At 65.0% G+C, this 14,544-nt stretch carries 12 protein-coding genes; 5 read left to right on the top strand and 7 right to left on the bottom strand.

Features of this window, described 5'->3' with window-relative positions; translation table 11 throughout:
• Nucleotides 1-192: 192 nt before the first annotated feature.
• Nucleotides 193-1,854 carry a hypothetical protein gene (locus RCH11_RS11805; RefSeq protein WP_327057208.1) on the bottom strand — a complete coding sequence of 554 codons (1,662 nt, stop codon included), beginning with the start codon at nt 1,852-1,854 and terminating at the stop codon, nt 193-195.
• On the bottom strand, nt 1,851-2,831 hold the full coding sequence (locus RCH11_RS11800; protein WP_327057207.1) for a tyrosine-type recombinase/integrase: 981 nt from the start codon (nt 2,829-2,831) through the stop codon (nt 1,851-1,853). The genes RCH11_RS11805 and RCH11_RS11800 overlap by 4 nt, the downstream gene beginning before the upstream one ends.
• A 42-nt stretch (nt 2,832-2,873) precedes the next feature.
• Here RCH11_RS11800 and RCH11_RS11795 point away from each other — a divergent pair, with 42 nt between their 5' ends.
• Both RCH11_RS11795 and RCH11_RS11790 read left to right on the top strand, forming a co-directional pair.
• A complete protein-coding gene (locus tag RCH11_RS11795) occupies nt 2,874-3,179 on the top strand; it encodes a helix-turn-helix transcriptional regulator (RefSeq protein WP_327057206.1) in 306 nt (101 codons plus the stop codon).
• Nucleotides 3,180-3,352: 173 nt separating this feature from the next.
• Nucleotides 3,353-3,745, top strand: coding sequence for a hypothetical protein (locus tag RCH11_RS11790; RefSeq protein WP_327057205.1), 393 nt, complete (start codon nt 3,353-3,355; stop codon nt 3,743-3,745).
• 55 nt (nt 3,746-3,800) lie between these two features.
• On the opposite strand, the gene RCH11_RS11785 is transcribed toward RCH11_RS11790, so the two are convergent.
• Genes RCH11_RS11785 through RCH11_RS11765 form a run of 5 tightly spaced genes read right to left on the bottom strand, consistent with a single transcriptional unit; the run spans nt 3,801 to nt 7,543 of the window.
• Complete coding sequence (locus tag RCH11_RS11785) at nt 3,801-4,025, bottom strand: hypothetical protein (protein WP_327057204.1); 225 nt, start codon at nt 4,023-4,025, stop codon at nt 3,801-3,803.
• Nucleotides 4,022-4,528, bottom strand: coding sequence for a 5' nucleotidase, NT5C type (locus tag RCH11_RS11780; RefSeq protein WP_327057203.1), 507 nt, complete (start codon nt 4,526-4,528; stop codon nt 4,022-4,024). The genes RCH11_RS11785 and RCH11_RS11780 overlap by 4 nt, the downstream gene beginning before the upstream one ends.
• Nucleotides 4,528-5,988, bottom strand: coding sequence for an ADP-ribosylglycohydrolase family protein (locus tag RCH11_RS11775; protein ID WP_327057202.1), 1,461 nt, complete (start codon nt 5,986-5,988; stop codon nt 4,528-4,530). The genes RCH11_RS11780 and RCH11_RS11775 overlap by 1 nt, the downstream gene beginning before the upstream one ends.
• Entirely contained in the window at nt 5,985-6,665 is a 681-nt protein-coding gene (locus RCH11_RS11770; RefSeq protein WP_327057201.1) for a hypothetical protein, read from the bottom strand. Before RCH11_RS11770 ends, RCH11_RS11775 begins: the two co-directional genes overlap by 4 nt.
• Nucleotides 6,662-7,543: an ARPP-1 family domain-containing protein gene (locus tag RCH11_RS11765; RefSeq protein ID WP_327057200.1), complete on the bottom strand. Its 882-nt coding sequence runs from the start codon at nt 7,541-7,543 to the stop codon at nt 6,662-6,664. Before RCH11_RS11765 ends, RCH11_RS11770 begins: the two co-directional genes overlap by 4 nt.
• Before the next feature lie 88 nt (nt 7,544-7,631).
• On the opposite strand from RCH11_RS11765, the gene RCH11_RS11760 reads away from it, so the two are divergent.
• The 3 genes from RCH11_RS11760 (at nt 7,632) to RCH11_RS11750 (ending at nt 14,520) form a co-directional block, all read left to right on the top strand.
• Nucleotides 7,632-8,267, top strand: coding sequence for an NUDIX hydrolase (locus RCH11_RS11760; RefSeq protein WP_327057199.1), 636 nt, complete (start codon nt 7,632-7,634; stop codon nt 8,265-8,267).
• Between the two features lie 92 nt (nt 8,268-8,359).
• Nucleotides 8,360-11,230, top strand: coding sequence for a PD-(D/E)XK nuclease family protein (locus RCH11_RS11755; protein ID WP_327057198.1), 2,871 nt, complete (start codon nt 8,360-8,362; stop codon nt 11,228-11,230).
• A complete protein-coding gene (locus RCH11_RS11750) occupies nt 11,227-14,520 on the top strand; it encodes a UvrD-helicase domain-containing protein (protein WP_327057197.1) in 3,294 nt (1,097 codons plus the stop codon). Before RCH11_RS11755 ends, RCH11_RS11750 begins: the two co-directional genes overlap by 4 nt.
• Nucleotides 14,521-14,544: the final 24 nt, after the last annotated feature.

Below are 14,544 nucleotides of genomic sequence, written 5' to 3'. Positions count from 1 at the left end.
AGTCATGAAATACCTGGAACAGGGCCGATTCGTCTTCACGGACGAGTCGGCCCTGTTCTTTTTTCTCCCTGCGGCTGCGATTTCTCGCCGTGTGGTGACGGATCGCGCCGTTAAAGCCAAGAAGGCCCGCTTTTCGGCAGGCTGGCGCTTCTCGTGGAGCGGGTTAGTGGTGGCGGAGGTGGTGGTGGTCGTCTACGACGGTGGTCGGGCTCGGTTCGCAGGGTCGACTGTTGGGAGTAGCTGGTTGTCCGGTCCCTTGCGGCGCCGTTGGCGGGTCAGTTTTCCGCCGGCCAGGGTGGTCGCTTCAGTGAGAAAGAACTGCGAGATTTTGCGGAGGTTCGACGAGACAGCGGCCATGGTCGCGGCGAGGTATTGGAACGCGAAGCCTCGGCCGGAGCGTTTGCCGATGTTCCTCAGGTCTTCGAAGTTGTGGTCCTTGAGGGTCTTGTTCGATGACTCGACAAGGCTGCGCATCCCCATGTGGCCCAGCCAGGCGGGTGAACGGTAGGGATACTTCTGGAGGTGCTTGAGGCCTTTGGTCGTCATCGGGACGGTGAGACTTCTCGCGGTTATCGGTTTGACTCGCTTGAGGGTATCCGGGTCGATGGCGAGATAGGTTCCGGCCAGCGGGTAGGTGAATCGTTGGAAGCCGTCGGCATCGGGTCGGCCCTTGGGAATCATCGCGTAGGGCGCGCGGGCATCGCTCAGTTTGGCTGCGGCTGCGTAGCTGATGCGGCTGTAACGCCAATCGGCCCAGGCGGTGATGAGGTCGACGGGCATCCATCTCACGTACCAGAAGCCGTCGACGAGAAGGAGGTCCTCGTAGTTGTCTTGTTTGCCGTGGTCGTGTTCCTTGTAGTCGAAGACGAACTCGTGGCCCGCGAGCCGGAGGGGTCGTTGGAAGTTGTCGGCCTTGGAGTTGTTGTAGGCGCGGTCGACGATGACCAGCCCGTGGGCGGCACCGAGTTTGTTGTGGGAGGTGACGACCTTCAGCCCCTCTCGGCGGACCTCTCCGGGTTTGTGGAAACTGACCGAGGTGATGAGCGAGGGATAGAGGCCGTTCTCGCCAGGGTTTGGCCAGACCATACTGCCCGTCTCCAGTTCGAACCCGGCCTTGTCTGTCGTAGCTCCCTGACCGTCGTGGGCGCCTTCGCGCCGGTAGCGACCGGAGGAGAAGTCTGCGTTGGCTCGTTTTTCCGACTGGTCGGTGGGATTCGGGAATCCGGCGGTGCAGACGAGGGTCGCGTCGACAGCGACGTTTCCGGTGTATTTGTCCCAGAGGTCCTTCGGCAGATGCCGCACTGAGGTGTGAACGAGGCTCTCGCACAGCCAGTCGATGCGGGCGAGGTGCTCTGGGGAGAAGTTCGCCAGTGCCGCGGCGTACTCAGCGGCATCGAGGCGGTGTCGGCGCGGACCCGGGTGGGGGTCCATGACCGCGATGAGCCGGTGGGTAGCTCGGCAGAATCGCTTGTACCAGTCCTCCCGGTCGCTGGAGACGTTCGTGATGTTGAGGAGGGTGAGGTCTTCGGCGTTGAGCGCATACTCGAGGCTGTCGGCGATGTGTTGGTAGTTGGCGCCGTATCCGAGTTGGAAGTGCAGCAGTATCAGGACGAGCACTGCGCGCGCATCGATGTAGGACTTACGGCCCGCAGCCGATTTGCGTGACGCGGTATCCCACTCGAGTACCTTGGCCAAAACCTCGGAACGGTCGATGAAGTCGATGGCGCGGTTCAGGTAGGCGCGCGGGATGGGTCCTCGCCCACTTCCCCGGCGGAGGGCGGCCGACTCTTGGTTGAAAGTGTCCTGCATCCGCTTCTCCAGGTGCGCGGATGCCTGCGACTGCCGAAACGTCATCGGTTCAGCTCGAGACGCAGTAGGGCGCGATAGGCGGCGGTGTCGAGTCCGGGGATGTGCTTGAGGTAGCGGGTGAGGTTCTCGAACTTCTCAACTCCGCTGGCGCGGAGCAGCTCCTTCATCGGGGTGCCGGCAGCCAGGTGGGTCACCAGCCAGGTCGCGCGGAGCCGGTCACTCCGGGGAGGGTTTCCGTCACTCTGGGCGGTGAAGCCGCTGAGCATGTTGCGGGATTGCGTGCGTCCCGGGTTTCCCCAGACCGGTTCCGCTTCTCCACGGCCCTCGATTGCGCGGACCAGCCACGATTCCCACTGTGCCAACAGAGGCACGCTCCGCGGGAACCTGCCGCGGACGGTGACGAGAATGCCGGCATCATCGATGGTGAGGTCGCCGACAGTAAGCTCCCCGATTTCGGATGAACGCAGTCCCGCTCCTGCGCACAGGGCGAGCATCGTGGTCGCCTTCTGAACGCGCAGAGCGGTGGACTGCCCTAGCGCCCATCGCTGGTGCGCGCTCATGGTTGCTGCGTCATAGGGGGGTTCACTTGTGCGGGCGTTGAGCGCCGTTATGGGTGCCGGGTTGTCTTCCGGGACGAGAACTTCCGAGATGCGCAGGAGCATGGATCGGTAGTTCCGACGGCTTCCGTCGCTGAGCTGCCGACCACCGGGAGCGACGCGCTTGCGGCGGTCGGCCTGTACGTATAGCTCGATTACCTGTCGGCTGAAGATGACATCGAACGACAGTGGCAAGCCCCGCGACTGGCGGCACCAGATGACGTACGGGGCGCTGACGGTGAGGAGCCGCTGGGCGGTGTAGACGGTCTGAGGTGCGGCGAGCGTGGCAGCGTCGATGACGAACTGTCGAACCTCCGGCCACGTCTCCAACCCGTTGTTGGGGGTATAGGTCTCGAACACTGAGAACACCCCCTCCCCCACGTGGCTGTAGATACCTCCGATGAGCATCCCATGCGCACCGGACATCCGAGTACCGAAGGACCCGACCAGTGTCAGTAGGCTCGGGGCATGAGCCCTCGCCCAGCGCGTCTCGCCCCACACCAGCTGTGTGTCGGATGGCCGGATTCCCCTAGCGACGACAACTCGGCCGAAGTCGCGCGACGATTTGCGCTGAACGTACGCGCGGAGATGGGCGGGCGCAGCATTCGCGAATTCGCCCGCGATACTGGACTCGACCGCGCCACCATTACCGGCATCGTCAACGGAGGTACCTGGGCGGACCTCCAGTCCATCGCGCGACTTGAGTTGGTGGTCGGCAAGACCCTTTGGCCGTCCTTCGCCGGGCGTGCGAAGCAGGGCTCGTTCGAACGGTGAAAGTCGAGGCTGTTTGGTATCCATACTCTCTCTATGCCGAGACGCGGAGATCGGCTGGAGCCTGAACTGAGAATCAACCCTCGATCTAGGAGATAGCACTTATAGTCAGCCTGTTACCAAGTTTTATAGTGGTGAACCCATCTCACGCTGATTCTTCTTGTAGGCTGAGCCGCATGCCAAAATCAGACCCTTCCCAGACGGGTTTCAAGTATCAGCCGCGCGAAATGGTTCGCAGCCCGAGGCAGTTCGGCAAGTCGAGCGCTGTCCTGGAGCCGGCCGACGGGATAGGGCTCGACGATCCGAGGTTGGGTGCGGCTCGCCTTCAGCACAAGGTCGCAAACAGCGTGCGCGAGGCGTTGCTCGCTCGAGGGGAGCTTCTTCAGAACCTCGTGGAAACAACACCCGGGGTACCTGGCATGAGCTACGACCGGTTGCTGCGGATCGCCCGTGGGGAAACACTGATGCAGCTCGCAGATCTCGTTAATTGGGCTGCGAGATACGGGGAGGTGCGCGAACTTCTGGCGAAGGAACAGTTCGGTTTCGAGACATCAGACGACAAGCGCTGACCGGGTGTGTAATCGCGCGCGCCGGCGATCGAGTTCGGGCGCAGTCCCGCTTCGGTCACAGTCCGAACGGCGTCCGGAACTTCCCCTTGGCAGCCTGGCGGATCGCCCGGGCGAGCGGTGTGTACAGGCCGGCACGGTATTTGATCTTCTGCTTGAGACGACTGGGCTCGATGAAGCCCTGCACCTGGGAGATCCCGAGGGAGCGTTTGATGCTCCGCTTGGCGGCGGTGACCCCGAGCAGGGTGCTTAGCGAGGGTTTGCGGTAGCGGAAGATTCTCATTTCGTGCCCTTCGGATCGGGAAGCAGGTAGGCGGTGACGGCGGGCCAGTCGGGGTACGCGGTGACGGCCGGCCAGTCGGGGTATTCGACCGCACCGAACTTGACCCACTCCCCTTCGAACTCGCTCGCCCCGTTGTTGGGGCGGTCGTCGATGAGGTAGTCGCCGCGGTTGAGGTTCTTATGGTGCGAGAGGATGAGCCGCTTGTAGGCGGGGGTGTCCTCGACGCTGCCGAGGTGCTGGTGCACCCATTCGACCTTGTGCTGCCAGGCGGAGGGGTTGTCCCACGGTGCCGTCGAGAGGATGTAGGTGTCGTAATGCTCTGCCAACCGCGCATAGGCCTCCAGGGCGCCGGGCATCGGGTCCATGAGGGCGAAGATCCCTGGAACGTCGTCGAGGTGAACGTCGTATTCGACCCGGAGGTCGTCGCTGATCGCGGCGATGCCGGTCGCGAAGTCGACCAGGGTGTTGTCGAGGTCAATGTAGAGAATTTTCTTCGGGCTCATCAGAACGATCCGTCCATGTAACGGGGCAACAGGGCTTCGGCGAAAGTGGGGTTGGGGTGGGCCAGCGGCAACACGCGTTTGATGTCGGCCAGGGCGGTCTCGATCGGGATGCCAAGGTGCCGCGCGGAGTACAGCGCGGCGACCGTCGGCGTGCGACTGATCGCCTGAACGCAGTGCAGGAACACTACGTGACCCTCAGCGCGCAAGTCCGCGACGGCATCCGCCGTGTCGCGGAGCACGAAATCGAGGTTCGGGTTGAGGGCGGGATCCTCCTCGTCGAGGAGCCACACCTCGACGTGTTCGAGCCCCGCGGGAACCTGCTCGGTGCCGACCCGGCAGAGCGAGACGACCGCGGTGACCTCGGCGGGCAAGTGGTCGAGGTTTCCGACTCCCCCGAGCCAGACACCGGGGTCGTGCGGATGCCGCGCCAGCTCCGAGATGTTCCCATAGCCGGAATAGTCGAACTGCTCCGCGGCCGGCCAATTACCGTCGCCAGCCACGCCATGCTTCGCAGCCCGCAACCCCAGGCGCACGAGCTGCGCACCCGAGAGTCCGGGCCATCCGTGCACGATCCGACGCCACTCAGCCGGCACCGCTGATGCACCCCACGCGGCCCCGAGCAGGCCACCAGCGATCGCGGCCACGGTGTCGGTATCGCGCCCCCCGCGGACCGCGCGCTCGAGCGACTGGCGCAACTGGTCAGCGGGGACATCGCCCGTGCAGGAGACGGTGACTCGTTCGATGGTGGAGGACCAGGCGCCCTGGAACGCCTCGACAACCCAGCCGTTCTGCGCGAAGTGGCTCGGCGGGAACGCCTCCGCCGTCTCGATGCGGGAAACCCAGAGCGCGCGTCGTTCGGGCGGGAGGGCGTCGAGGCCGATCCGCACGTCCAACAGCCCGGTCAGTACCGCGTGGCGGATCGCCAGGCACCAGAGCACGCACGCGTCACCGGCATCCTCTTCGAAGTGCGTCAGTGAGCTGACATCCCGTGCCACCGCTGCGAGGATATCCGGGTCGTCGAGGTACGCGAGCGCGACCGGTGCGGTACGCATGAGCGACCCGTTCCCAGCGCTGCGCCCGTGACGGTCGTGGTGTTCACGGGCGACCACGCGGATCGCGGCGGCGGTCGGCTTTGTTTTGCGGAGCACTGCGCTCAGTTGGATGCCGACATCCGGTGCGGTCTTCGCCCAGTCCACCCACTGCGCTACGATGTCATCGAGCACTGCCTCATCCTGCAGGTCACGGCCGGCCGCAATGGCCTGGGCGATGGGGATGGCCATGGACGTGTCGTCCGTCCACTCACCGGGTTCCCAGCCGAACCCGCCGCCGCCCTTCATCGTGACGATCGCGTCATCGGGCAGCGGTGGCCCGAATTCGTAGCCGGCGCCGAGGGCGTCGCCGCAGGCCATGCCGAGGATGACGCCGGCGGCCCGGTCATTCTGCGCGGGGGTCAGCCTCATTTCTTGCGTCTCGTCTCGAGAGCGGCACGCGCCTTGCTGTACTTCTCGGCGAGCTTCGAACGCGTGGCGGGATCGAGTTGGCTCGTGCGCCACTCGGCGGTGTTGTCAGCGATGTCCGCGAGCTTCACCGCGCGCGCGGCCGCGTGATCACGAATGCGGTCATAGTAGAAGTCGCTCGGGACCGCGCTGTCGCGGGTGAGCAGCAGTACCGTCTCCACGACGGCCCGCGGTACTCCGGCATACTGCAGCTGCCGCGCAGTCACGGGGGTGTCCTCGATCACGTCATGCAGCCAGGCCGCGCAATGCTCGGTCGACTGGGTGACCGCGTCGAAGTTCGCCGCCACTCGTGCGGGGTGCTCGATGTAATCGGCGCCGAGCTTGTCGACCTGGCCGGCATGAGCCGCCGTGGCGATCGACTGGGCGGTGAGCGAATCGAGAAGGGCACCGGCGGCGATGAACGCCTCCGGCACGAGCACCGCGACTTCCTCGATGGATGACTCGGCGAAGTGGGTGTCGTCGTTGTCGCGGTAGTACTCGAAAGTCGACGGTTTGAGGTCGATCCAGTCGCCGTTCCACTGGAAGTACCGTGTCTCGCCGTCGAGGGTCAGTGCGCAATACGTGCCGATATGGAGGAACTGCGAATCGCTGAACCGCGTGTACAACGTCATCGTGCTCATGCGTTCTCCAAAAGAGTGTGTGATTCGTCGAAGGCGGCGAGGTGGATGATCCGGTCGAGGTCGGCTCCGATAGCGATCCCGAAAACCCTGAGATCCCCTCGTGTCGACCGTACCTGTCGGGCGAGCCCCGCGTCCCCACCGTCTTCGAGGGGCACGGTCGTCAGCTGTCGCGCAAAGCGACGAGCGCGGGCCGACAGGGTCGGGATGGGCGAAGCCAGTCGGGCGTCGAGAGCCGCGGCATCCAGAATCCCCCTCCAGCGAGCCCGGAGACCGGCGGGGCTCCCGAAGATCTCACCTCCGATCACCCGCCCGCCGATGCCGATGATCACCCCGGATTGTCCGGCGATTCGAGTCAGTGGAGCTCCGGTCGATCCCTGGAGGTGGTCGAGCATCGAGGAGCTCTCCGTCGCACCGAGTTCGCTCTCGTAGCGGCCGATTCTGAGCCACACCTCATGTTGGGAGTCCTCGCCGATCGCGAGCGACCCGCGCAGCGAGACGTTCCCGTGCCGTACGCTGGCCGATCCGCGCTCCCCGCGGGAGTCATGGACCGAGCCGCCGCTCCACCGGCCGTGTTCCACACACACCGCCGCAACGACGCGGCGTTCGCGCGGGGCGAGCAGGATGCTCGTGGCGATCATCCGATCCTGCCAACCGCCCTTCAGCAGGTCGCCCTCGAGCGCGACCAGCGGGCGGATGCTCGCATTCTCGACGACGAGTTCCTCGACAACCGGCGACCCTTCGCGCTCGGCGACGCGGATGTTCCCGGGCGTCCAGTCCAGGCCGCTGATGCCTGGTCCGTCGAGCCAGACCGGGAACACCGTCAGCCCCCCGAAGCTCGTGCCATGCCCCACATGGAGGGGCGGAATTGTGATGGTCATATCAATCTCCTTGGTTTGCGCATTTCTGCTCTAACTAGACGATAGCGTGAACCGCCGACATTATGCGCAAATCTGCGATAATCGGGGCATGACGGAATACCGCGACTCGCACCATCACGCCCTTGCCGACTATCCGCACCCCTCGGTCGCCGTCGACACAGCTGTGTTGACGGTGCCCGCCGGTGGTGCGCTGAGCGTGCTGATCGTGCGGACCGGCGACGGCTGGCGCCTACCCGGCACCTTCCTGCACGAGGGCGAACGCCTCGCGGATGCCGTGCTCCGCTCCCTGCGGGCGAAGGCCGGAGTCACCGGCCTCTCCCCCCGGCAACTCCACGTCTTCGACGATCCGCACCGGGATGACCGCGGGTGGGTGCTCTCCGTCGCCCACCTGGATGCGGTACCGGCGTCGCGCCTCGCCATCGATGAGCAGATCGCGCGTCTGGTGCCAGTGACGGAGGTGCCGGCCCTCCCCTACGGGCATGAGGAGATCATTTCGCTCGCGGCGGGGACCCTGAGGACCGACTACATCTTGAGCCCGGATCCGGCGGGGTTGCTTGCCGAGTCGTTCACCCTGCGCGACCTTCAACTGCTACATGAAGGTGTTGCCGGCGCCCCGCTCCCCCGCGATACATTCCGGCGGGCGATGGAGCCGCTGCTTCGAGCCACCGGGGAGACGGTTCAGGGGGTTGTGGGGAAGCCGCCACGGTTGTTCGCGCGCACTTGATTAGAGGAAATGTCCTTGGTGTTCGCGAGAATCGCCGGAACGTCACGATAAGTTGACGACGACCCAGTTCTTTCCTCTGATCCAAGGAACCCATGAGCCAGCCGCTCGGCACACTGTCCGCGGCGTTTGAGCGAGTCGGCGCACTCGTGGACGAAGCGCAGTCCACCTCCCGCCTCGCGCCGGTCACCGTCATTGTTCCCTCGCGAGCCAGCGGCATCGACCTACGCCGCTACCTGGCTCGCCACGCGAACCACGGAAACGGTGTGCTCAATGTGAGCACCTACACGCTCGGGGATCTGGCCAGCATGCTCTTCGAGCAAACCGGCAGTGTCCAGGGGCGGCGGGCCATGTTCCCAGAAGCGTGGCGTGGAGCGGTTCGCGCCGAACTCGAACACCAGCCCGGAGTGTTCGCGGCCGTGTGGGACCAACCGGCCACCTCTCGGGCCCTCGCCCGGGCCTGTGAGATTCTCGATGCTGTTGGGCTCGGGAACGAGCAGCACCGCCCGCTCGTCGCCGAGGTCGTTCGGATCTATTCCGCCGCCTCCGCACGGCTGAGTGGCGGCTGGTTCACCCCGACCGACCAGGCGACAGTCGCGATCACGGCGCTGAGCGACGCGACGGTGGCGTCTCGGCTCGGCACCTTGATCGCCTTCGCGCTTCCCGAGGCCTCCGCACCGCTCGATGCGAAGCTGCTTGATGCGCTGCGGGCCGGGCCAGCCTTCCGTGAAGTGCGTCTCGAGCCCGACGCATCCATTCTCGACACAGCGACGGTGGTCACCGCCCCGGACTCGGACGAGGAATGCCGCGAGATCGCACGGCAGGTCGTCGAGCGAATCCGGACCGGCGTCAACGGTAATCGCATCGGCGTGTTCTGGGGATCCTCCACGCCCTATCGCGTGCTGCTGAACAAGCACCTTTCGGACGCGGGGGTCGTCGTCAACGGACCCGGTGGTCGCGAGCTCGCCGACACCGCGCTGGCTCGCAGCGTGCTGGCCATGCTGGCTCTCGATTCCGACTCGATCGATCCACACGCGGTTCTCGACATCATCGCCGATGGCGTGCTCTCCTGGCGCGACGGAACCCTTCCCTCCAGCGCCCAGTGTGAGCGGATGTTCGCCTCTGAGGGAGTGGATGAACCGGTCGTGGAGCCCCGCAGGATCGTGAGCTTCGTCGATCTGGAAGAGGAGAATGTCGAGGTCGAGCTGCTCTCGATCGTCGCCCGCCGACAGTCCGTGTTCGACTCATACCTCGCGGCGGTCGCCGAGACGCTCGTCAGGCTCGCCCTGGTGACCTCGTGGAGCGAGGCATCCGAATCCCTTCTCGAACTCCTCGACGAGCATTTCCAGCCCATCCAAGCTGCGCAAACGGATGAGGCGGTGGCGGCTCGCGCGCAACTGGTCGGGATCCTTACCAATGTTCGCTTCCTCGATGGCATCGCCGGCCGACCGACGATCGCCGCAGCGAGGGAGAGCGTCGGCGCGGCCGTGGTCGGGTTGGTGTCCCGCACCGGTTCGATCGGTGTCGGTGTCTCGCTCGGCCCGCTTAAGTCGGGTGTCGGCCGCGATCTCGACGAGGTCTTCATCGTCGGCCTCGCTGAGGGAATCACCCCCGCTCGACAGTGGGAGGACCCCCTCATTCCGGACGATGTCCGCACACTCTGGGGACTGCCGGTTCTCGCTGAGCGGGTCGAGCAGCAACGGCGGTTGTTCCTTTCGGTTGCGGCTGGCGCGTCTCATTCCCTCATCCTCACCGCCCCACGAGGTGACCTCCGCGGTGCCGGCGATCGTGAACTCTCACGCTGGCTGAGTTCGGTATCGGGCAAGGCTGCGATCGAGGTCGGATCGCATCATGCCGGAATTGCCCTGGGTACGCCCGGATCATCGCCTCTGCCCACGACCCGCGAGATGTGGCGGCTACGCGCCGCGCTCGGATCGATCGACCCTCCCCCAGCGCAAGTTGTCACCTTGGCTCGGAAGATGCGCCGCGACCGGCGCCTCGGCGAGTTCACGCGGTTCACCGGAAACCTTGCACCCGTCGCGCAACTGATCTCCGTGGCCGAGAACACCATTTCCGCGACCAGTCTCGAAGATTGGGCCAGCAGCCCCTACTTCTACTTCCTCCGCCATGTGCTCGGCGTCCGGCCGCGCAATCTGCGGGAGGAGGGCATCGAACCGGATGCGCTGGACCTCGGAGTCATCACCCATCGCGTCCTCGAACTCTTCACACTCGGTGTGCTTGCCGGAGTCGATGGCGCCGCCGGCAGGAAGGCCCTGACCCGGATCGCGAGCGCGGTGTTCGAGGAGGCCCGGAAAGATACCTGGTTCGAGCACCTCTGGCGCCGCCACCAACAGCGCATGCTTCACGAACTCGTCCAATGGTGGAAGCGCGAGGTTTCCGGCGACGAATGGCACCCGTTCTCCGCCGAGGCGTCCTTCGGGCCGAGAAACGATGACACGTCGACTTCTGTACCCTTCACACTCGATGACGGCAGCGAGATCTGGTTCCACGGAAAGATCGACCGGGTAGACCGCCTGCCCGACGGGAGCGTTCGAGTGATCGACTACAAGACTGGCGGATCGAAGAAGTATGACGACCTCGCCGAAGAGACCCCCACCGCGAACGGTCACTTCTACCAGCTGCCCGTCTACGGGATCTACGCTCGCGAGCAGTCCGCGGCAGGCGGGACCGCGGGGCCAGTCAGCATGACCTACGACTTCCTCAGCGCAAACACCTCCCGCGGGTACCACCTCACCGATGCGGTTATTGCAACCTTCCGCACCGATGTGAGCCTCGTGATCACCGCAATCCGATCCGGGATCTTCCCACCCAAGCGGGCCTCGGGCCCGTTCTCGACCTTCACTGACCGGGTCGGAACCGACCAACTGAATGACATGTGGCCGCGGCTGGTGGCCCGCCCGGAACTCGCCGGCGTCGCCCGACTCTGGCCGGAGGACAAGGTTTGAGCACGCTTCTCGACATCGCAGACCGTGATCGTATCGACACGGATCTCGACCGCCATCTCTTTGTGAAGGCCGGCGCCGGAAGCGGGAAGACCCACCATCTGGTTCAACGCATCCTCGCCCTGGTGGCCTCGGGAGTTCCGCTTCGCACGATCGCGGCCGTCACCTTCACTGAGAAGGCGGCCGGCGAGCTGCGCGAACGCGTGCGGAAGGAACTCGCGGCGCCCGGAGGCCCGTTGAGCGAGGAGCAGCGGAGCAACGCCCTGGACCAATTGGATGCCGCGCCCATTGGCACGATCCACTCGTTCGCCACCCGAATTCTCGAAGACAACCCGATCGAGGCCGGGCTTCCGCCGGCGATCGAGGTCGTGGATGAACTCCGGTCTCAGATCGCGTTCGGCGGCCGTTGGCGGCGGGTGCGCACGGCTCTGTTCGCCGATGACGAGTCGTCCCGGGCCCTCGAGGTCCTGCTCGCCGCGGGCATGACGCTGTCCACCCTCGAGGAGGTCGCGAAGGAGCTGGACTCCTCGTGGGATCGACTTCCCGCTGAGGTCGTCGCGATTCCGGTCGTGCCGTCTCTCGACCTCGCTCCCTTCCTGCGGCAGGTGATCGAGCTGTCCGAACGCCGGGTCGAATGCAACAATTTCGAAGACAAGCTATTGCTGCGGTTCGATCTTCTGGACGAGTGGATCCTCCTCGGGCGAGAAGCGATCGGCACCGAGGACCTGGGTCGGTCTTTCGAGTTGCTCGCGAGCGTCCCGGGAAAGGGCACTGGCGGGCAGGCCGGCAACTGGCCTGACGCGAAGTCAGTCAAGGCACAGTTTGACGAGTTGGTAATGGAAGCGAAGCGGCTAGCCGCACACCTCATCCAGCCCGCGATCGCCAAGGTTATTTCGGTGGTCGGAGCCATCCTGCGCGATGAGGCGAGCGCGCGTCAACGAAGTGGCGCGCTGGAGTATCACGACCTGCTGGTGCTGAGCCGCAACCTGCTTGTCGGAGCGGCGAACGCGGAGGTGCACGCTCGGCTGCACGGCCGTTACCAGCGCATCCTGCTGGACGAATTTCAGGACACGGATCCGCTCCAGGCCGAACTCGCGATCAGGATCGCGGCCTCGGTCACCGCCGACCTGAGCAACTGGCGGGAGTTGAGCGTGCCACCAGGACGGCTGTTCATGGTGGGTGATCCCAAGCAGTCGATCTATCGATTCCGCCGGGCCGACATCGCAATGTATCTGGAATTGCTCGACCTCTCACTAGTGGCGGATTCCAACGCCGCGGTCTCGATGATCACGAATTTCCGCTCGACCGAGCCGGTGCTCCGCTGGATCAATGCCGCCTTCGGCAAGCTGATCGTCGATGACGGGCACCGGCAGCCGGAGTACGAGTCCCTCACTCACAATCCCACGCGGCCAGAGTGGGATGAGTCGACGGGCGGTCCGTCAGTTGTGGTGCTGGGTGCAGATGAAAATGAACTCGCCGAACTCGCCGAAGCGTCCTCGGCAGAGCGCCGGGAGCGAGAGGCGCTCAACGTCGCCTCCGTCATCGTGGAAGCGGTGGGACAGGCAAATGGGCCCGTCTGGCTGAACGAGCATCCGGGGTCATTCGAGCGCACCCCCATGGAGCTGAAAGACATCTGCATCCTGTTGCCGTCCCGCACGTCGCTTCTCGCGCTGGAGAACGCGCTCGAGGGGAAGAACATCGACTTCATCGCCGAGGCCTCATCGTTGGTCTACTCCACTCAGGAGATCCACGACCTGCTGCTCACGCTGCAGGCACTCGCCAATACCGCGGATGAGGCGGCCCTCGCCCTGGCGCTGCGCACCCCCCTGTTTGCCTGCGGGGACGACGATCTGCTCCTGTGGCGCGTCGAAGGCGGCCGCTGGAACTTCCACGCTCCCGTCCCGCAGGGCCTCGACCAGCACCCGGTGGGACTGTCGATGGCCTACCTGCGCGAGCTCCATCGCGCCGCGGAGACGTTGGGCCCGGCAGACCTGCTTGACCGGTTGGTGACCGATCGTTTCGTGCGCGAGGTGGCCCTGGATTCGCCGCGGTACCGGGACGTGTGGCGTCGAGTTCGGTTCGTGATCGACCAGGCCCGGGCCTGGTCGGAGGCGACCTTCGGGAGTCTGCGCGAATACCTGGTCTGGACGGACAGCCAAAGTCAGGATGGAACGCGCGTCAAGGAGAGCATCGTCCCCGATTCGGGCATCAACGCCGTGCGCATCAGCACGATCCATGGTGCGAAGGGCCGGCAGTTCCCCATGGTTATCCTGTCCGGGATGAGTTCAGCGTGGAAGACCTCGTCATCTCGAGTGCTCTGGGGCGAGGACAACGCTCCTCTTGTCTCCTTCAAAGCTTCGACCTCGTCCCGTGAGGGTGTCTCCAGCCTTGGGTATGCCGAGTCGTCCGCGAGCGAGAAGACCTTCCTCACAGCGGAACGGATCCGGCTGATGTATGTCGCGTGCACCCGGGTGGAGTCGCACCTCGTCGTGTCCGCCTACCCGCCGAAGAAGAGCCCGAGCTGGTCCCTCCTTATGGCCGAGGGGCTGAAGGTGGCGGACGCTGTCGCCCTCGACCTCGACCGGTCAGCCATGCTGCCCTCGTCGCAATCCGTGGTCGAGATCGGTGCGCTGCCGGCCTTCGAGGATTGGGAGGGCGAACGGGCACGATGGATCGAGCGTTCGGCGGTGCGGGCGTCGATCTCGGTCACGGCCCGCGCCAAGGGCCCCCAATCAGATGCCGCAGCGCCGGCGCTCTCCTTTGTCGGTGAAGTGTTGGATGCCGCCATCGAGCTGTTGCAATTCGAGCGCTCCACCGACCACGGCGCCGAATTCGGCACCGCCGTGCACCGGGTGCTGGAGCTCTCCAATCTGAGTTCGTCGGCACCGATAGAACGCATCGCCTCCGACGTGGCGATGGCTGCTGGACTCGGCAACCCCGGTCTGCTGGCATCCCTCGCCCGGAATGCGCTCGCCTCCGAAACAGTCGCGAAAGCCGCGACGCGTGACCACTGGCTGGAGCTGCCAGTGACGGCGTTCGACGGCACCGTCGTCCTGGAGGGTATCGCCGACCTGGTCTATCGGGAAGATGACGGTTCGCTTGTGATCGTGGACTTCAAGACAGACCTGGAGATGCGCGACGAGTTACTGGAAAAGTATTGGCGGCAACTCACGGCCTATGCCGAACTCATCGCCACCGCAACGGGCGAGAGAGTGAGCCGGCTGGACCTTGTGTTCTGTCGGGACAACCCGGCCCGCGTAATGACAAGGAGCAGCCATCAATCGATTCGGTGAACTTTGGCGCCACAGGCATTCCCG

The sequence above is a fragment of the Glaciihabitans sp. GrIS 2.15 genome (assembly GCF_035984695.1).
Lineage (GTDB): Bacteria > Actinomycetota > Actinomycetes > Actinomycetales > Microbacteriaceae > Lacisediminihabitans.
The sequence above is the reverse complement of the archived record's forward strand: the minus strand, read 5'-3'. Positions and strand labels throughout refer to the sequence as shown.